This is a genomic window from Streptococcus didelphis DSM 15616 (genome assembly GCF_000380005.1).
GTDB classification, from domain to species: Bacteria; Bacillota; Bacilli; order Lactobacillales; family Streptococcaceae; genus Streptococcus; species Streptococcus didelphis.
Map to the genome: position 1 here is coordinate 1 of NZ_KB904198.1, position 18,191 is coordinate 18,191.

Below are 18,191 nucleotides of genomic sequence, written 5' to 3' on the forward strand. Positions count from 1 at the left end.
TGCCTCTGGAATGTGGTTTGAAGGTGGCTTTCTGATAAACAGAAACCAAATTGAGTCGCTTCATAATGCGTCGAATCCGACGACGTGAAAGTGTAATACCTTCGTTATTCAAGCATATTTTGATTTTTCTGGATCCGTATCTGGCCTTACTTTCGAGAAAAATAGCTTTGATATTTTCTTCAAGTTTCGCTTCAGATACTGGCTCTACAGCTTTGTAATAATAGCTAGAACGAGGAATGTTCAACCAACGACACATGGCTGAAATGCTATATTTATCCTTGTTTGCAGTGATTACTTGTCTTTTCGTGCCATAATCACTGCCGCTTGCTTTAGGATGTCTAATTGCATTTCGAGTTCTTTATTGCGTTTTCTGAGTTGAATCAGTTCCCGTTGTTCATCTGTCATATTATCAACAGACTTGAAGGAACCCGTTAGTTTGGCTTGTCTAACCCACTTATCGAAGGTTGAGGGCGTTAACTCATATTCTTTGATAAGCTCACTTCGTTTCATTCCAGCATTGTGGAGGTCAACAATTTGTTGCTTAAAATCATCGGTGAAGTGGCGACGTATTTTTCTAGACATATCTGTTCTCCTGTTTTCTTTAGTGTAGAACACTTTATAAATTCTGTCTAGTTTAGTGTAACCGATTCATTAATAACAATTTTGTCTTTACCAATTCTTATATTTTTCTACAAAAAGAAATCCCTCACTTGGCTGACAAGCTAAGCATCCACCTCTACAATCAACAACTCTTAATTAGTAAAATTCACAACGGAACCTTTCTTTTTCCTTTTAATGTTACCCACAACAGCAATCTTTTAGAGTCAAAAAAGTTTCGTTTTATCACAAAACAAGAAAGTTACCTACCCCTTGATACTAAGAGTATTATTTCTTTTTTAGAAAGTTATTTATACTACATTGATAAAGCCCAAGATGAACTACTCCTTGATCATCTTATGTTTATTATCCTTTCGGTTTGGGAGGATTTGCTCTTTCAAGCTTCCTTGAAAATAAGCATTTCAATTGGAGTTATCAGCACCCTCGGCTATTTCCACAGCAAGATGTTAGCTGATTACTTGAAACTCTTCTTTAATTCTAACCAGATCAAAATTAGAGATGTCAAAAACAGAAGCGATTTGGCTGGAAATTTTAATATTGTTATTTCTAACTGTTCTATCCCAGAAAATGCCCTAAATGCTAACCAGGTTAGCCTTGTTATTAATAATTTCCCAAGTAAACAAGACATTAAACAACTACAAAGTATCATCTTAGATCTTTTGTAAGTCTTGCAAATATAGATGAGACAGGTCCCTTAGGCCTGTCCTTCTTTTTATAGCTTTCTAATCAGTATGGTATAATAAGTCTAAAAGGAGGTTCTTTATGAAGAGTAACTTACCATTACAAGAGGTGGCCTATCAGCTTTTAAAAGAGCGTGGTATTGGCTTAGCTGACATGGCTGATTTGGTCATGTTTTTACAAAATAAATATATTCCTCATTTAACCATTGAAGAATGTCAGGATAATATCTTAGCTGTCTTAAAAAAACGTGAAGTCCAAAATGCCATCATCACAGGTGTTGAATTAGACAAATTAGCTGAAAAAAATCAACTATCACAACCTCTCCTCGACATCTTAAAGACAGACCAAGGCTTATATGGTATTGATGAAATCCTAGCCCTTTCAATTGTCAATCTGTATGGCTCTATTGGTTTCACCAATTATGGCTATCTAGATAAGGTAAAGCCAGGCATTATTGCACAATTAAACCTAAAAGATGGCAAAGCCTGCCACACCTTTTTAGATGATATCATCTGTGCCATAGCAGCGGCAGCAGCCAGCCGACTTGCCCATAACGACCCCGATAAAAGTGCCATCACCAATAAAAAATAAGCAGCTTTTTATACTGCTTAGACTGAAGAAATCTTTTATTTAGAGCTAGACCTCAACAATTAGGTAGAGAACAACTAATTGTCGAGGTCTTTTTTATGAAATTATCTGACAATATCACTCCAGCCCCTAGTTTTTATGTTTTTAGGTTGGGAAGATAGATGGCAAAGCTAGTACCTTGATTAAGTTGGCTGTCAACTTTTATTTGACCACCAAGTAAGTCTACTATCTTTTTAACAATAGCAAGTCCTAGGCCATTGCCTTCTTGTAAATGGGAGTGATCACTTTGATAGAATTGTTCAAAGATTCTTCTTTGAGCTTGTTCTGAGATACCATATCCCTTATCTTTAATAGTGACTAGGGCTCCATCTTTTCTGTCTTCCAAGCTTATTTTCAAGCTGACTTGTTGAGGGGAATACTTGATGGCATTATCTAAGATATTCAGCCAGACCCGCATGGTCAAGTCAGCCTCAGTTAATAGGGTCAGACTTTGACTATTATAGTCTAAGCTAATAGCCTTATCCTTCCATTTCTCAGTCAGTAAAATAACTGCTTGTCGCAGCTGCTCATCAATCCTAACAGGACTTGGACTGATGTTTTCTTGCTTATCCAGACGAGATAAGTTCAAAATATCATCACAGAGCCTGCTTAGGCGCATAGTTTCAGCCTGCATAATGTCCAGCAAGTCAGCTTCTTCTTCATTGCTTAATTGGTCTTCTAATAAGAGTTCACTAATTCCTGCCAGAGAAGCAACTGGTGTTTTTAATTCATGGGAAACATTGGAAATAAAGTCTTGGCGTAGTTGAGCAATAGTTTGCAGATCTTCTGCCATTTGATTGAAATTTTGTGACAATTCATCAATTTCATTATGATAGAGACCCTGATCTTTGGGATAGGCTTTTCTACTTATTTTAACTGAAAAATCTCCTGAAGAGACCCGCTTAACAGCCTCATTTAGGTCACTGATAGGCTTGGTTAGGTGAATAGATCCCTGCCACATCATCAGGCCCCCCATACACATAATAAAAAAAGTATAAAGAGCAATCCAAAAAACAAGGCCAGCCTTTATCCCTACTAGTTCTTTTAAGAAAGCAAGGAGTAAAAGCCCTAGCAAACACGTCACAGCTAAAATGCCAATAAACAAGACCACAAAATAAGAACGAAGGGAATAGTGTAGCTGTCTAGTCTTCTTCATTTTCTATTCTTCCTTTATAACCTAGGCCCCTAACAGTAACGATGTCAAAGTCTTTATTATCCTTAAACTTATGCCTAATTCTTTTAATGCAGGCATCCACCAGTCGCTCATCACGCTCATCTTCCATCCCCCAAATCTCATCTAATAAATCAAGACGGGTATAAATTTTTTCCGGATGGTTTAAGAGCTTATAGAGGACGTAAAATTCTTTTGGGGGTACCTGGGTGACCTCTTGGGTCTCCAAATTGGTCAAGGTCAAGGCTTGGTAATCAAGCTTGCTTGTCTTTAAAAACAAGATGTGGTCTGCTTCAAGCTGAGCCCTCCTTAAAAGAGCCTGAACCCGCAGAAGAAGTTCTGATAGACGCAGAGGCTTAACCAAATAATCATCAACACCTAGCTTAAAAGCCTGCTCCAGTGACTCCATTTGTGACCTTGCCGTGATCATTAAAACAGGCAATTGATAACCCGCTGCTCGTAGATCAGACAAGGTTTCATAACCATCCTTACCAGGCATCATAATATCGGTAATCAACAAGTCAATATGCTGCTCAGCCATTAAATCTAAGGCTTCTTGACCATCAAAAACAGAAAAAACCTGATAATGAGCCTGCTTTAACTTGGTGGATATGATTTTATTCAAAGACTTATCATCTTCTGCGACCATTACTTTAAACATAATAACTCCTTTTGCCCTATTATATCACAGCTAAAGACACTAGACTCAAAGTTTAAGCAAGGCCCCATCCTTTAATTCATAAACAGTATCAACAAATTCTAAAATATTGCGGTCATGCGTCACCATGAGGGCGGCCTTTTCTTTACTCTTGACTTCTTTTTGAATAAGCTGCGCAATAACTTTACCTTTTGCAGGGTCCAAGCTAGCTGTCGGCTCATCAGCGAGAATCAACTGAGGGTCCCCGATAAATGCACGCGCAATAGCTGCCCTTTGTTTTTGCCCTCCTGACATATGATTAGGATGCTTATCCTGACAATTACTAATGCCTAACTCTGACAAGAGCCTGTCAATTTCCTTATCCATTACTGCCTTAGACATACCTTTCATCTTAGCAACCATTTGTAATTGCTCTTTGATTGTCATAAAGGGTAAGAGTTGATGGTCTTGAAAAATAAAGCCTAATAATTCCCGACGTTTCTTGGTCCACTCCTGTTGCTTCAAGTGCGACAAGTCCTGATTAGCAATCTTAAGCTGTCCACTATCAGCTGAAAGGAGTAAACCGGCAATAGATAAAAGAGTAGACTTACCTGAGCCAGATGGTCCTAAGATTGCCACGAATTCATTTTGCTCAAGACTTAGGTTTAGATTATTTAGTACCTCTTGATAGTCTTGACCATCTTGAAATTTTTTTGTAATACCTTGTAATTCTAAAATTGCCATCTTACTCTCCATTTCCACCAATTACTTCTATCGGATCAACCTTGCGAACTTTCACTAGTGACAAAGCGCCACACACTACTGCAATGACTAAAAAGCTGATAAGAACCAAGATAATCTTATCCAGACTTAAAAAGAAGGGCATGCTGGCTGGTAGAATACTAGTTAAAAGAGTAGTTATTGCCAGTGCAAGCACTGCACCTAAAATAGCCAAAATAGAAATTTGTGACAACTGAATAGCTGCTATCTTTGTCATGGACATACCAATAGCCTTTAAGAGCCCAAATTGTCTTAATTTTTGAAGGGTTAAGATATAGAAGAAAACTCCCAAAATAGCTGAAGAAACAATCAATAAGACCCAAGTTATCATTGATAAGGTCATGTGTTCTGCCTGATAGCCCGGAATTTTCTCAATGATTTGCTTTTGATTATAGGCTTTTAGTGAATCTTTCAGGTGACTTTTTGCCAGCTTATCATCTTCTGTTACATAGGCTTGGGGACGCCATTTGTAGCTAGGCATATTGACTTGACGGATGGCTTCAAAGGTCTTAGGGCTAATAAAGCCTACAGAACTGTGACCATATTTAGCATCTGGGGCAAAGCCTACTACTTTTAATACTTTTTCTGACCCATTATCCCTAATGCTATCTCCTTTTTTAATGCCCTTATCTTTAAAGGAAGCGTCAAGAATAATCTCAGCCTTGTTGCCAGACAAGTCAGTTCCTTCTACTAATTTTGGCTTTAATAGTGAACTGTCTTCAATGGCAAAGTAGGTAATATCTTTGCTTTCTGCGTCAGCATTTTCCTTGATAGCTGATCTTTGAATGCTGAGGCCTGCCTTGTTTTTTAAGTCTAAGGACTTTACCTCTTTTAAGGATTGATCTGTAAGGTTGGAAAAGCTAATCACTCCTTCTGCATCATCTGATAAGAGATAAGTGACCTTGCCATAGTTTTCAATCTGAGCACTCACTGCCCGACCCAAACCATTGGTTAGGCCTGTTAAAAAAATGACCATAACCATCATCAAGATAATCAATAATTCAACCAAGAAAAATTTTTTTGGTTGGAACCTTATTTCACTCCATGCAATTTTCATCTGTTTCACTCCTTTTTTATTCTTGACCAGTATACAGCTCAATTGTGACCTCAATGTGACCTCAAGAAGAAAAGGTGACAATCTGCTAAGTTTTTGTCACTAAAAAGTAGCACAGCCTTGGTTTAAGCTCACCAAATAGCTTAAGCATAGACAAAATAATGAAAAGGTTTTACAATACTGTGTGATAGGGTAAGGCTTATCAGCTTTGCTTTTTATAACTAATAATAAAAAAGAATAAGGAGAGATTCTATGGCGCTTGTAAGGACAAGTCAGCTCTGTTCAAAGGGCAGGCTAGAAACCTATAGTCTTAGTAATGATTCTGGTCTGCAAGTGGAGATAATCAATCTTGGAGCTAGTATTAGGCGCTTTTTGGTGCCTGATAAAAATGGCGACTTAAGAGATATCGTTTTGGGCTATGAGCAGGCCCAGGATTATTTTCAAAATACAGAGACCTTTTTTGGAAGTACGGTGGGACGAAGTGCTGGGCGTTTGGCTGGGGGCCGTTTTTCCCTGCATGGTAAAACCTATCAGCTAAGGCAAAATCAAGGGGAAAACAATCTCCACAGTGGACCTAATGGCTATCAAATAAGGCTCTTTCAATTAGTCCCTGAAGAAACAAGTGAGACCCAGTTGACCTTGTCTCTAGAGAGTCCTGATGGAGACCAAGGCTATCCTGGCAATCTGACATTTTCAGTAAGCTTTGAACTTAATCAGACGAATGAATTGACCATTACATATAAAGCTATCAGTGACCAGGACACCCTCTTTAATGTTACCAATCATAGTTACTTTAATCTTAATGGTCATGAAAGTGGCTCTATTGAGGCCCATTCTTTGCAGCTTAAGGCTAAAACCTTTACCCCGCTTGAGAATGAGGCTGCTATTCCTAGTGGAGAGATTAGAGAGGTTACAGGAAGTGCCTTTGATTTCCAAGAGGCTAAGCCTATTGGCCGTGATATTAATGCTAAGGAGCAACAAATCCTCTATGCTGGGGGCTATGACCACAATTGGATTCTGACAGAACCTTCCTTACTTAAACCCTTTGCTAGAGCTATAGGAGACCAGACTGGAATCCAATTAGAAGTCTTTACTGACTTGCCAGGAGTACAAGTCTATACAGGTAATTTCATTGACAATGAAAAAGGAAAAGACGGGACTATTTATGGAAAAAGAGCTGGCTTTTGTCTGGAAACTCAGTTTTATCCAAATGCTGTCAATTTCCCTCACTTTCCCTCTCCGATCATCAAGGCTAATCAGGAAGTAAGACATAAAACCAAGTATCGGCTAAGTTTAAGAGAGTTATAAAAAGATATCAATCAAAAGTGATAATGTCCTAGCTAGGTTGAAAGCAAGCCTGCATGATATAATGATAAATGCTGAAGCTAGCCCGACACTGAAAAAAAGCCCCTAGGGAAGTAGGCTTCCTTAGGGGCTTCAGTGTGCTTGTGCACTATATTTTCGTAAGTTCATTCTATCATGCGAGATATTGAATGTCAATTTTATGAGTAAGTGCGAGAAAAATCTAACACCTGAGACGTCTTTTCTTTTACTTTTTTAAATATTTGCCCAAACGCTTTCTAAGATGTTTGTTTGTTCTCTTCCTGGTCCTACTGAGAAGGTTGAGATACGAACACCAACGAGTTCACCAACACGGCGGACATAGTTACGGGCATTTTCAGGAAGGTTTTCTAGGCTACGGACACCTGTAATATCTTCTTGCCAACCTGGTAATTCTTCATAGATTGGTTTACAACGGTTTAAGGTTTCTAGACTTGCTGGGTAGTAATCAATACGCTCACCATCAAGGTCATAGGCCACACAAATCTTAACGGTATCAAGGCCTGAAAGAACATCAATCGAGTTGAGAGATAGGTTGGTGATTCCTGATACACGGCGGCTATGGCGCATAACAACTGAGTCAAACCAACCAACACGGCGTGGACGGCCTGTGGTTGTGCCATATTCATGACCAACTTCACGAATACGCTCACCAACTTCATCAAAAAGTTCAGTCGGAAATGGTCCATCACCAACACGGCTAGTATAGGCCTTACATACACCAACAACCTTGTTAATCTTGCTTGGACCAACACCAGAACCGATAGTAACACCACCAGCAACTGGGTTAGATGAGGTTACAAATGGGTAAGTTCCTTGGTCAATATCTAGCATAACCCCTTGGGCGCCTTCAAAAAGCACACGTTTTCCACCATCAAGGGCGTCATTTAGGATAACAGAAGTGTCTGTGACATATTTTTTAATCTCTTGACCATAAGCATAGTACTCTTCAAAAATGCTGTCAAAATCAAGAGCTGTGCTATCATACATTTTTTCAAAAAGACGGTTTTTTTCAGCTAGGTTAATTCTAAGACGTTCAGCAAAAATATCCTTGTCTAACAGATCAGCAATCCGAATACCAACACGCGCAGCCTTGTCCATATAAGCTGGACCAATCCCTTTGATGGTAGTTCCAATCTTATTGTCACCTTTAGAATCTTCCTGCAACTGGTCTAGTTTGATATGGTAAGGCAAGATAACATGGGCACGGTCAGAAATTCTAAGATTATCTGTTGTAACCCCTTCTTCATGCAAATAAGCCAATTCCTTCACCAAGGATTTAGGGTTAACCACCACACCATTACCAATAACTGAAATCTTCTCTGGGAAGAAAATCCCTGATGGGATCAAATGCAATTTAAACTTCTTACCATCAATAACGATAGTATGGCCAGCATTATCACCACCTTGATAACGTGTAATCACCTCTGCATCTGCAGATAAAAAATCAGTGATCTTACCTTTACCTTCATCACCCCACTGGGTACCAACAACTACTACTGATGTCATAATAATTTACGATAGGACTCGCCTTTCAAAGACTGAAAGCTGGTCCTCACCTTTCTTGAAAAACATGGCAGGAATCTCACCTACGAGTTTGTCTTACAACTTATTATAGCAAAAAATGATAATTCTTTCCATATTTAGACCAAATATTAAGAAAAGAATCAGGCTCTTATTTTATTTTTAGTCAAAAAAATACAAAAACCGAACAATCAGGCTAGCAAGTTTAGAAAACCATAATTTCTGAAAACAGGCCCAAACAAGCTAGCTGAAAATCAAGATAAACCCTTTAAGAATCAGCAATTTTAAGGTAAAATAAGAGTAGATAAAAGACCAAAACCCACCCAAGACTAGCTATAGAAAGAGAAACGATGTCATCAAAATTTGATACTATTATTCAGCACCTTCCAAAACTCCCCCCTTGGACCAGCCTATGGACCTTCTTCCTTGCTTTGATTTTCTTTCAATCCTTCCTATCGGAAGAAATAGCCCTGCTCTTAGCAATTGCCCTAGGCATAGGAGGGCGTCGAGTGAAAAAAAGACAGCTAGAACTTTACAGCCAAGAAAGAGCTAAGCGCATCCAGAATTTAAAAGATACTGTCCACCTAGCAGACAAACAAAGCCAGTTGCTGAGCAAGTACCTGCTTGAACAAGATATCCAGAATTTCCAGCTACTTGCCCAACAGCTTTTACCCAAAATCCAGTTTATCAAGGAAGAATCCTACCAACTAAAACCCTACATTCCTCAAGATGTTTATAAACGTATCAACCAAAAAGCTGATAACGTTAGGGTTGATACCGTCTTGCAACTAGAACAAGCTCAAATAGACAGCAAGATGAGCCAAGAATTGGTCCTTGATAAACTTGTCAGTCAAGATGCCCCAGAAGTAACCAAAATCTATAAAAGTGTCCTCAAGGATAGCGAGGCCATCATTGAAAAAATTAAGCTTGCCGACAATAGTGCTGAACTAGCAGCTATCCATGAAAGCAGCATGCAGCATTTTTATGACATCCTAAATGGTTACCTGAAAATCAAGGCCTCTCCTAAAGACTATTACAATGCCCAAGAAAGGCTAGACCAAGCTCTTGAAGCTCTGAAAGAATTTGATTTAGACCTTGATGAAACCTTGAGAAAATTAAACGAAAGTGACCTCAAAGATTTTGACATCAGCCTACGCATAATACAAAAACAGTCACAAAATCCTGACACAGACCTAGAGTAGTAGAATAAAGGAGTTTCCCATGTCTGATTTTAATTTTGATATTGACCAAATAGCTGATAGTACCATCAGTAAAAGCGACAAGACCACTGAAATCCTAAAAAATGAGGCTGATCCCTCAGGCAAACCTATTTCCTTTTTTGCCAAGTTAAGCCCTGAGCAACAAGCTAAGATTAGCTCTAAAGTGCCAGCCTTAGTGGACTCTTTCATGACAGATCAAAACAAACTGCTTGATTTTGGCCAATCAGCCGTAGAAGAAGTTAACAGCACTGTCAACCATATCCTCAAGGAGCAAAAGAAAATCCAAATCCCCCAAGTAGATGAGCTCCTGAAAAAAACCAATCAAGAACTCAAAGGCTTTGTGGCCAAGTACAAGGATGTGGGCCCTGCTGATTTGCAAAAGAAACCCAACCTCCTACAAAAACTCTTCAAGCAAGGGAAAAATACCCTTGAGGAATTCTATTTTGATGCCCAAAGCATTGAACAAAAGATGGACGCAATGGCTGCTGCTGTTGTTAAGCAAGAAGATACACTAGCCCGTAATATTGTTTCAGCAGAACTCCTTATTGAAGACAATAGCAAGTCTATTGAAAAATTGGTGGGGGTTATTGCCTTTATTGAAGCTAGCCAGAATGAGGCTTCTCAGCGAGCCCAGCTTTTACAAAAAGAATTGGCTAGGCTAGACTCAACTACACCAGATTATCAAACAAAGAGCAACCAGCTAGCTAGAACCACTGAAGTGGTCAATACCCTTGAGCAGCAGCACACAGAGTATGTCAGTCGTCTTTATGTCGCTTGGACAACAAGTCCTCAGATGCGCAACCTCGTCAAGGTTTCTTCTGACATGCGTCAAAAACTGGGAATGTTACGTCGCAACACCATTCCAACAATGAAATTATCCATTGCCCAGCTTGGTATTCTGCAACAATCTGTCCAGTCGGGTCTGACAGCTGACGCTATTGTAGGAGCTAATAATGCTGCCCTAGAGATGCTTGCTGAAACTAGTAAAGAAGCTATACCTGTTATTGAAAGATCAGCCCAAAATCCAACCCTATCTATCCAGTCAGTAACAGCCCTCGCAGAAAGCTTGGTCCAACAAAATAATGGCATTATTGAGGCCATTGATGCTGGCCGAAACAAACGAGCACAATTAGAAAACACCATTATCCAATCAGCCCAAACCATTAACGACTCTGTCAAACTAAGAGACAAAAAAATAGTCCAGGCACTCCTAGACCAAGGTCTTGAGACACAGGAGGAAATGGAGAGGTAGCCACAAAAAAAGATAGCTTCTAAATTAATGGGAAGCTATCTTTTTTATGGTCGATTGATTATCAGTAATAGTGACTCAGTTGATCTTGGTTTTCTTTAAAAAATTCTTCTAGCCACCTTATACCATAGGCATAACTAAAACCTTCTAGAAGGACAGAAAAATCAATATTTTCAAAACCCTGCTTTTTTAAACTATCAAAAGTATTAAAAGGGGAATGGAGATGCTTATACTTAATAATAGCAGCAATATCTTTTAAATCTTGTTCTCTACTACTTACCATTTTCATTCCCAAAACATATTCAATTGGAGCTATTAAAACAATTAGGTTCTCAAAGTAATATACGGTTTCACATAACTCAATTGGTGGCTGTCTATTCATATTAGCCACATTATTATTTAGCCACAGTTCTTCATGAGTATTGAGGCTAAATTGTTGTCCTACCTTAGCTATAATCTCATTAATTTTTTGATTCTCTTCATAAAAAGCATCTACATCTTGGGTGGCTCGTAAACCATGATATTCTAAGACATAACCACCCACACAGATAATTGTTAAGTTCAAATTAGCTGCTATCAATTCCTTGTTTAAGGCTTCAAAAACAGGTTTCATTTTATCCATGCTTATATTTCTCCATCATTTTTTGGACATTGCTTAATTTTGCAGGCTTGTTTAAAGAAACTACGTAGGCATGTGTAGGGGTATGCTCTTGAACAGCATATTTCAAACTGACTTTTTGAAAGTCTGTTAATTCTTCCGAAGCTAATAGACGTCTGACATCATCATCCGTTAAATAAGAAGAGTCTTCAAAAATAACTTTTCTCAAGTAACGAAACCAATGACTGGCATTGAAACGTGATTGTTCAGAAGCATTTATCATATAATCATACCAATCCATTTGTCCCTTCCTCCTTAAAGATTTATATACCTTACTATTAATAGTCATCTCTTTTTCCCTTCATTATAACCTAACCATTCACTAGTGTAAAGCTAGACCAAGGTCTTGAGACACAGGAGGAAATGGAGAGGTAGCCATCTTAATTGAAATCACTTCCAATACAAGTGATTTTTCTTTTTTTGCGTGTTTTAAAATTGTATTTTTAGGGCTGAAACTGTAAACTGGAACAAAAGAAAGACAGTTAAGGAGACTAGTAATGGTCCTAGATTTTTTACTACAAAAATTATCACGAACAACTAATATCTTAGATGCAAGCTTTGGTCTTGAAAGAGAAGGCCTTAGGATCACAAGCAGAGGGAAAATTGCCTCAAGTGACCATCCCCAAGTGCTGGGTTCTCGTTCCTTCCATCCTTATATTCAGACTGATTTTAGTGAGCAACAAATGGAATGCATCACCCCTGTTTCTCAGTCTACCACAGAAGCAAGGCGCCGCCTCATGGCTATTTTTGATGTGGCACAGAGTTCCCTAGACAAGGACCAGTATATCTGGCCCCTTTCCATGCCACCCCATGCTAAGGAAGAGGATTTTCAGATTGCCAAGCTAGAAGATCCCGCTGCCCTTAGCTATCGAAAGAAAATCAGCCGCTCATATGGCGTCTTGCGTCAAGCTATTTCAGGCATTCATTATAATTTCGGGCTAGGTGATGACCTCATCCAAAAACTTTTTGAATTAAGTGATGAAGAAGATAAAATAAACTTCATTAACCTTCTTTATATGAAACTAGCCCGCCAATACCTCCGTTATCAGTGGCTATTAACCTACCTTTTTTCTGCCAGCCCCTTGGCTGAAAAAGGATTTTATGAAAACGGTCCCCAGAAAATCGTGCGTGGTTTGCGTTCTAGCCAAGCTTATGGCTACATCAATAAAAAGTCCGTCCAGGTCTCCTATGACTCCTTAGAGGCTTATATAGACAGCTTAGAAAAGGCCATAGCAAGTAAAGAGCTCTCACGGGAACGTGAATTTTATTCAGCTGTCAGATTGCGTGGCAGTCAGCACAGTCGTGACTATTTAACAAAGGGAATTACCTATTTAGAACTTCGCAATTTTGACATTGACCCCTTTGATGATCTGGGGATTTCCCAAAAAACCCTTGATAGTGTTCATTTAATCCTACTGGCCCTACTCTGGTTAGATGATAGTAAAAGTGATCACCAGTACCTTGAGGACGCAAAAACTTTAAATGAGGAAGTTGCTCTTTCTGACCCTCTTGAAAAGCTGCCCCACCCTGCTAAGGCAGCTGAGCTTATGGAGGCTATGACAGCACTTATTGAGCATTTCCAATTGCCTGACTACTATCGTGAGCTCATACAAGCTATGGCGGAGGCTATTTCTGACCCCAAACTAACCATTGCTGGCAAACTATCCACCCAGATCACTGATCATTCTTTGGCCGCCTTTGGCCTTTCAAGAGCCCAAAAAATCCACTTGCAAAGCACCTCAGCTCCCTATGCCCTAGCTGGCTATGAAAGCATGGAACTATCCACCCAGATGATCATGTTTGATGCCATCCAAAAAGGGATTAATCTGGAAATTTTAGATGAAAATGACCAGTTTCTAAAGCTCTGGCATAAAAAACACCTGGAGTACCTCAAAAATGGCAACATGAGCTCCAAGGACAGCTATATCGTCCCCCTAGCCATGGCCAATAAAACCGTCACCAAAAAAATCCTCCATCAAGCTGGCTTTCCAACTCCTAAGGGACAGGAATTTGCCAAGAAACAAGAAGCCCTCAACTACTACCCCCAACTAACCGACAGCCCCATGGTGGTCAAACCCAAATCCACTAACTTCGGCCTAGGCATTTCTATCTTCCCCAAACCAAGTAGCCAAAGCGACTATGAAAAAGCTCTCGATATCGCCTTTGCGGAAGATTCCCATGTCTTAGTTGAAGAATATATAAGTGGCACCGAGTACCGTTTCTTTATCCTAGATGGCAAATGTGAAGCCGTCCTGCTGCGCCTAGCAGCCAATGTCGTTGGTGATGGTATCCACACTATCAAAGAATTAGTCGAGATCAAAAACCAAAACCCTCTCCGAGGCAGAGATCACAGATCACCCCTTGAAAAAATCCAACTAGGAAAGATTGAAAAACTCATGTTGGCCCAAGAAGGCTACACTGAAAATAGCTTGCTGGAAAAGGGCAAACAAGTTTTCCTTCGTCAAAATTCTAATATCTCAACAGGAGGAGATTCTGTCGATGTCACCGACCAGATGGATCCTTCTTACAAAAAGCTAGCCGCTCAGATGGCCGAAACCATGGGAGCCTGGGTCTGCGGTGTGGACCTGATTATCCCTAATATTCAGCAAAAAGCTAGCCTTAAAGAGCCAAACTGCCATTGTATCGAAGTTAACTTTAACCCCTCCATGTACATGCACACCTACTGCCAAGAAGGCCCCGGACAAGTCATTACTCCAAAAATCCTCCAAGCCCTCTTCCCTGAAGTCCCAATCTATAAAGAGGATTAAAAAAGACAAACACAAGTGATAAGTTTATTACTTGTGTTTTTTATCTCCACTTAAATCAGGAAATTACTCTAGTAGGCTCTGTTTTCACTTAGTCTGGATATTTTTAGTCTTGTACATTTTTTGTTAAAAGCTAAAAAACTATCCAGATTTAACTGGGCAGAATTAGGGTTAATAATGTTGTATGGCACGAATCAAATCATAATTGTAATAGGGTACATTTCTTTTCACTGAATTGTCTTTATCCAGAAGTCCTTTTCCAACTAAAAAGTCCAAGGCTTTTTTTACCGTTGCTGGATGGAAATTAGTTGCCTCTGCTAATTGTTTGGCAGTTGACACAGGCAAGCTAAAGGTACTAAGCCAAACTGTTTTTTGTGTTTGCGTAAGACAAATAGAAAGCCCCTTTTTGGCATGTTCATCTGCACTTTGAATTTTTGTAAGAATATTATTAGCCATTTGTTCACTAGCATTCAAAAAGAGATTAAGCCATAGGTTCCAATCTGGATTTTTTCCTCTGGTAGCATTAAGTGCATTATAGTATCGAATCCTCTCCTTCTCTAGTTCTTCACTAACGAAAAAGATTGGATGCTTTAGAAGTCCTTCTTTAACAGACATTAAGGCAATAAGAATACGCCCAAGGCGACCATTCCCATCTAAAAAAGGATGTATTGACTCAAATTGTGCATGCGCAACTGCAATTCTTAATAAAGTATCGCTATCAAAGGTAATCACTTCTTGATTGTCTTCACATGCTAAGCTGGAATGATACTCACCATTGATAAAAAATTCAAGATTAGTCATAAAGGCGCCAATTTCATTTGCTGAGACTGGGATATAAGAAGCATTTTCGATATTCTTATCTGGTCCAATAACATTTTGAATCTTCCTGAATTCTCCTCCGTTAGAAGTTGTTCCCCTAGCCTCATCAGACATCAAAAGGTGGTGCAATTCTTTTATTAAACGTGTCGATATGACCTCACCTTCCTTAATTTTATGAAAACCAAAGTCAATGGCTCTTTTATAATTAAAAACTTCTCTTTGTTGCCAATTTTTGGCACCTAGCTTAGCAGTTTCCATGATTTCATGAAAAGTGACTTGAATTCCTTCTATTCTTGTCGATTGCACTGATTCATTATAAGAAAGTAAACTAAGAATAGACGAGTTAATAATAGATGACTCCAAGACAGCATCTAATTTCCCTAAAACCTTATTTACTCTTGCCAGTCGCTTATAGAGACTCAAGGCTTGCTTATCTTCCAGCAAGACTGGTAATTTTTGAAGACCCTGTAATGCCATAGCTCTACTCCTTATACTATTTTTTAGACTTTTCTATATTATAAAGATTTTTATTTCAAAAAACAAGGAAAATTATAATATAATATCCCTAATTAGATTTTTATCTTACTTTTTAGAGTAGATACATATGACCTGTCCTATTTTATATTGTGTCACTATATTTTTTACTATATAATAGCATTGTAGGGTGGCTTCCTCTGACAGAATAAGAAAGCATGTAAGTAGTCACAAAAATAACTCTAGAATTATCAGAAATGATATTAGAATTTCTAAGGAGAAATAATATGCTAGAAAAAGTTGAACGATTAATTTCAGAAATTAATAGAATCCACCTTGCTTATTCACAAGACTATTTTGAAACTGGTAAGGTTGAAAAAATTAACCTAAAACATACTTTTTCAAAAGTGCCTGTTCAAGCTATTTTAGACTATCGCTTAAACTTACATGAATCGATCAACGACTATTTGATGAAAGCAGATATTAAAGACATACCATATGTCTATCGTGTTAAGACTTCAGAAAGTATCCTAGCTAAAATTGAGCGTTTTTCAAAAAGACAAGATGGTTATCCCGTGAATTCTATTCTCAATGACATTTTTGGAGCCCGTATCATTCTATCATCAGAAGATATCGCAAAAGTGATGGAAGAACTTGACAATTGGAAAGAGACCTTTGACCTCAAAAACTGGTATTTACGAGATAAAGACAACTACACAGGAATACATATTTATTTCAAGAACAAGAGTAATCACTACTATCCTTGGGAACTACAAATCTGGGATGAGAAAGATCTTGACCACAACATTGAAAGTCATAAATTATTTAAACGTAACTTTGTCTAAAAAGCCTCTATTTCATCCCTCTAGAAAATTCCTATAAATATATCCTAAAATACATAACCCCCTTAATCAAATGACCTGTCAATCCCATTAAAGGAACAGTTCAAAAGATTAGGGGGTTAATTGTTTTTAATCTTATTCTTCTACTTTAGTAGCTTGTTTTATCATCATATTATAGTTAATCTTTAGTTCTGAATACTTATGATAGTCTACTAGCTTTTCTTTTTGTAATCTGCCAAGGACGATACTAGCATGAATCTTTATTTCTTGTGCAAATGTTTCAATAGCATGCTTGCTGAAGTCTCCTTTTTCTACAAACTCCCTATAGGAATCGACAGGAATCAATAGGTTCTGAGCAAAAATATCTGCTTTGTCTTCCTTAGCTCTGTAGGCTTCCTTATCTTCAATATCTGAATGGAAATCACCATGGATAATATGTCCTAGTTCATGAAAGAGGGAAAACCAAAAAATATCTGAGCGTTTATTTCTATCTGTTAGTAACAATAAGATACTCCCGTTTTTAAAACGTCTTGTAGCACCATTTAAGCTGGCATTCTTTAAAGCGGGTAAGCCAACAAGTATAATACCACAAGCTAAGAGTTTCTCTTGTAATTCCTTATAAAAATAACTATCCTTACTTTGGGTCATAGCTCTTAAGTCAGGTAATATGTTTAAGAGTTTTGCCTCGTCATATTTTTTTCAGTCTTATTCTTGGCATAGTTAGCTGCAAGCTGTAGCATAATATTAGAATTAATAATAGCTGTTTCTGAAAAACCTTGCGTATTCCGATAACTTACAGAGTTCTTAAATGTTAACAAATAGGTTAAGCTAGAAACTTTTAGAAGCTTTCTTAATTCTTGAATTTTCTCTTTCATCCTATATGTCTTATTAACTACAAAGCCATTGTCCTTAAAATATTTAAAATGGATCTGCTTACAAATAGCTTCTTCATCATCTTGATCTTGATTTCCCATTTCAATAACTTTTAAGTCATAGGCTTTTTGAAGATTTATCCAAGTTGAAACAGATACCCCCGTAAGTTTAGAAAGCTTATTTGCAGTTTCATTACTAATTGATTCTTTTCCATTAACAAGTTTACTAATAGTCTTAGGTGAAACCCCTAATCTCTCAGCAAACTCTTTTTGCGTTATATTCAGATCTTCAATAATGTCTTCAATATAAGATCCTGGATGAAAGGCAATTAGGTCTTTATAGATAAGATTATTACTCATAATGTTTACTGACCTCCTCAATTCCTATTACATTTACAGATGTGGATTGTGAAAAAATAAGCTCAGAATCTTCATCACGAAACTCAACAATTAACCTGTAAGAACCTTTTCTTCCATCTATATCTAGGGAATACTGTCCCCCTTCTTTTACCTTTTAGAGCATGAAAATGATAGAATTTAAGTGCCGTAAGGTCCGATAAACTCTCTGCACATTCAATAAAATTTATCAATTTATGTAACTTTTTGGCAACTTTGTCAGAAAAATCTTTTTTTTGCTCTTTTAAAATCTGTACATTGCTTTTTAACAGTAGTATTACCAAACTTTATTAACACCAAGACCTCCAACAAATTACCTTTTTGGTAATTTTATGATAGAGATACATTTGCTTTTTGTCAACTTTTAAAAGCCTCAATATAAAGACATCAAGCTAAGGTAAGACTGATGTAACTTACCACCCACCAAAAAAACAAGTAGTGCTTGGCTACTTGTTTTTGTTTT

15 protein-coding genes and 3 pseudogenes are annotated in these 18,191 nt (G+C 38.0%); 7 read left to right on the forward strand and 11 right to left on the reverse strand.

The window, feature by feature from the left end:
* A pseudogene (locus A3GU_RS10110) lies at window positions 1-582 on the reverse strand (IS3 family transposase); the annotation flags it as partial.
* A gap of 128 nt (window positions 583-710) precedes the next feature.
* Here A3GU_RS10110 and A3GU_RS0107740 point away from each other — a divergent pair.
* Complete coding sequence (locus tag A3GU_RS0107740) at window positions 711-1,283, forward strand: hypothetical protein (protein ID WP_018366973.1); 573 nt, start codon at window positions 711-713, stop codon at window positions 1,281-1,283.
* Between the two features lie 97 nt (window positions 1,284-1,380).
* On the forward strand, window positions 1,381-1,890 hold the full coding sequence (locus A3GU_RS0107745; protein WP_018366974.1) for a phosphatidylglycerophosphatase A family protein: 510 nt from the start codon (window positions 1,381-1,383) through the stop codon (window positions 1,888-1,890).
* Between the two features lie 133 nt (window positions 1,891-2,023).
* Here A3GU_RS0107745 and A3GU_RS0107750 read toward each other — a convergent pair whose 3' ends face one another.
* Genes A3GU_RS0107750 through A3GU_RS0107765 form a run of 4 tightly spaced genes read right to left on the reverse strand, consistent with a single transcriptional unit; the run spans window position 2,024 to window position 5,571 of the window.
* Entirely contained in the window at window positions 2,024-3,082 is a 1,059-nt protein-coding gene (locus A3GU_RS0107750) for a HAMP domain-containing sensor histidine kinase (RefSeq protein ID WP_018366975.1), read from the reverse strand.
* Window positions 3,069-3,758 carry a response regulator transcription factor gene (locus A3GU_RS0107755; RefSeq protein WP_018366976.1) on the reverse strand — a complete coding sequence of 230 codons (690 nt, stop codon included), beginning with the start codon at window positions 3,756-3,758 and terminating at the stop codon, window positions 3,069-3,071. Before A3GU_RS0107755 ends, A3GU_RS0107750 begins: the two co-directional genes overlap by 14 nt.
* Before the next feature lie 45 nt (window positions 3,759-3,803).
* Complete coding sequence (locus A3GU_RS0107760) at window positions 3,804-4,478, reverse strand: ABC transporter ATP-binding protein (RefSeq protein WP_018366977.1); 675 nt, start codon at window positions 4,476-4,478, stop codon at window positions 3,804-3,806.
* A 1-nt stretch (window position 4,479) separates the two neighbouring features.
* Window positions 4,480-5,571, reverse strand: coding sequence for an ABC transporter permease (locus tag A3GU_RS0107765; protein ID WP_018366978.1), 1,092 nt, complete (start codon window positions 5,569-5,571; stop codon window positions 4,480-4,482).
* A gap of 249 nt (window positions 5,572-5,820) precedes the next feature.
* Here A3GU_RS0107765 and A3GU_RS0107770 point away from each other — a divergent pair, with 249 nt between their 5' ends.
* On the forward strand, window positions 5,821-6,876 hold the full coding sequence (locus A3GU_RS0107770) for an aldose epimerase family protein (protein WP_018366979.1): 1,056 nt from the start codon (window positions 5,821-5,823) through the stop codon (window positions 6,874-6,876).
* A gap of 249 nt (window positions 6,877-7,125) precedes the next feature.
* Here the strand turns inward: A3GU_RS0107770 and A3GU_RS0107775 are convergent, their stop codons facing one another.
* Entirely contained in the window at window positions 7,126-8,418 is a 1,293-nt protein-coding gene (locus A3GU_RS0107775; protein ID WP_018366980.1) for an adenylosuccinate synthase, read from the reverse strand.
* Between the two features lie 365 nt (window positions 8,419-8,783).
* Between A3GU_RS0107775 and A3GU_RS0107780 the strand changes: the two genes are divergently transcribed.
* Both A3GU_RS0107780 and A3GU_RS0107785 read left to right on the forward strand, forming a co-directional pair.
* Window positions 8,784-9,635, forward strand: a complete 852-nt coding sequence (locus A3GU_RS0107780) for a hypothetical protein (protein WP_018366981.1) — start codon at window positions 8,784-8,786, stop codon at window positions 9,633-9,635.
* A gap of 19 nt (window positions 9,636-9,654) precedes the next feature.
* Window positions 9,655-10,905 carry a toxic anion resistance protein gene (locus A3GU_RS0107785; RefSeq protein ID WP_018366982.1) on the forward strand — a complete coding sequence of 417 codons (1,251 nt, stop codon included), beginning with the start codon at window positions 9,655-9,657 and terminating at the stop codon, window positions 10,903-10,905.
* Between the two features lie 61 nt (window positions 10,906-10,966).
* Here the strand turns inward: A3GU_RS0107785 and A3GU_RS0107790 are convergent, their stop codons facing one another.
* Window positions 10,967-11,524, reverse strand: coding sequence for a DUF6036 family nucleotidyltransferase (locus tag A3GU_RS0107790; RefSeq protein WP_018366983.1), 558 nt, complete (start codon window positions 11,522-11,524; stop codon window positions 10,967-10,969).
* A complete protein-coding gene (locus tag A3GU_RS0107795) occupies window positions 11,517-11,801 on the reverse strand; it encodes a hypothetical protein (RefSeq protein ID WP_018366984.1) in 285 nt (94 codons plus the stop codon). Before A3GU_RS0107795 ends, A3GU_RS0107790 begins: the two co-directional genes overlap by 8 nt.
* Window positions 11,802-12,057: 256 nt before the next feature.
* Here A3GU_RS0107795 and gshAB point away from each other — a divergent pair, with 256 nt between their 5' ends.
* A complete protein-coding gene (gene gshAB / locus A3GU_RS0107800; protein ID WP_018366985.1) occupies window positions 12,058-14,328 on the forward strand; it encodes a bifunctional glutamate--cysteine ligase GshA/glutathione synthetase GshB in 2,271 nt (756 codons plus the stop codon).
* 168 nt (window positions 14,329-14,496) lie between these two features.
* On the opposite strand, the gene A3GU_RS0107805 is transcribed toward gshAB, so the two are convergent.
* Window positions 14,497-15,621 carry a Fic family protein gene (locus A3GU_RS0107805; RefSeq protein ID WP_018366986.1) on the reverse strand — a complete coding sequence of 375 codons (1,125 nt, stop codon included), beginning with the start codon at window positions 15,619-15,621 and terminating at the stop codon, window positions 14,497-14,499.
* Between the two features lie 284 nt (window positions 15,622-15,905).
* Between A3GU_RS0107805 and A3GU_RS0107810 the strand changes: the two genes are divergently transcribed.
* Entirely contained in the window at window positions 15,906-16,463 is a 558-nt protein-coding gene (locus A3GU_RS0107810; protein ID WP_018366987.1) for a RelA/SpoT-related domain-containing protein, read from the forward strand.
* A 132-nt stretch (window positions 16,464-16,595) separates the two neighbouring features.
* On the opposite strand, the pseudogene A3GU_RS09750 reads toward A3GU_RS0107810, so the two are convergent.
* Both A3GU_RS09750 and A3GU_RS10630 read right to left on the reverse strand, forming a co-directional pair.
* A pseudogene (locus tag A3GU_RS09750) lies at window positions 16,596-17,692 on the reverse strand (HigA family addiction module antitoxin).
* Window positions 17,685-18,025, reverse strand: a pseudogene (locus tag A3GU_RS10630) (type II toxin-antitoxin system RelE/ParE family toxin). The pseudogenes A3GU_RS09750 and A3GU_RS10630 overlap by 8 nt, the downstream one beginning before the upstream one ends.
* Window positions 18,026-18,191: the final 166 nt, after the last annotated feature.

Bases quoted from the DNA above. Each gene is read 5' to 3' on its own strand.
- A3GU_RS0107745 (WP_018366974.1), top strand. From the start codon at position 1,381: ATGAAGAGTAACTTACCATTACAAGAGGTGGCCTATCAGCTTTTAAAA.
- A3GU_RS0107750 (WP_018366975.1), bottom strand. From the start codon at position 3,082: ATGAAGAAGACTAGACAGCTACACTATTCCCTTCGTTCTTATTTTGTG.
- A3GU_RS0107755 (WP_018366976.1), bottom strand. From the start codon at position 3,758: ATGTTTAAAGTAATGGTCGCAGAAGATGATAAGTCTTTGAATAAAATC.
- A3GU_RS0107760 (WP_018366977.1), bottom strand. From the start codon at position 4,478: ATGGCAATTTTAGAATTACAAGGTATTACAAAAAAATTTCAAGATGGT.
- A3GU_RS0107765 (WP_018366978.1), bottom strand. From the start codon at position 5,571: ATGAAAATTGCATGGAGTGAAATAAGGTTCCAACCAAAAAAATTTTTC.
- A3GU_RS0107770 (WP_018366979.1), top strand. From the start codon at position 5,821: ATGGCGCTTGTAAGGACAAGTCAGCTCTGTTCAAAGGGCAGGCTAGAA.
- A3GU_RS0107775 (WP_018366980.1), bottom strand. From the start codon at position 8,418: ATGACATCAGTAGTAGTTGTTGGTACCCAGTGGGGTGATGAAGGTAAA.
- A3GU_RS0107780 (WP_018366981.1), top strand. From the start codon at position 8,784: ATGTCATCAAAATTTGATACTATTATTCAGCACCTTCCAAAACTCCCC.
- A3GU_RS0107785 (WP_018366982.1), top strand. From the start codon at position 9,655: ATGTCTGATTTTAATTTTGATATTGACCAAATAGCTGATAGTACCATC.
- A3GU_RS0107790 (WP_018366983.1), bottom strand. From the start codon at position 11,524: ATGGATAAAATGAAACCTGTTTTTGAAGCCTTAAACAAGGAATTGATA.
- A3GU_RS0107795 (WP_018366984.1), bottom strand. From the start codon at position 11,801: ATGGATTGGTATGATTATATGATAAATGCTTCTGAACAATCACGTTTC.
- gshAB (WP_018366985.1), top strand. From the start codon at position 12,058: ATGGTCCTAGATTTTTTACTACAAAAATTATCACGAACAACTAATATC.
- A3GU_RS0107805 (WP_018366986.1), bottom strand. From the start codon at position 15,621: ATGGCATTACAGGGTCTTCAAAAATTACCAGTCTTGCTGGAAGATAAG.
- A3GU_RS0107810 (WP_018366987.1), top strand. From the start codon at position 15,906: ATGCTAGAAAAAGTTGAACGATTAATTTCAGAAATTAATAGAATCCAC.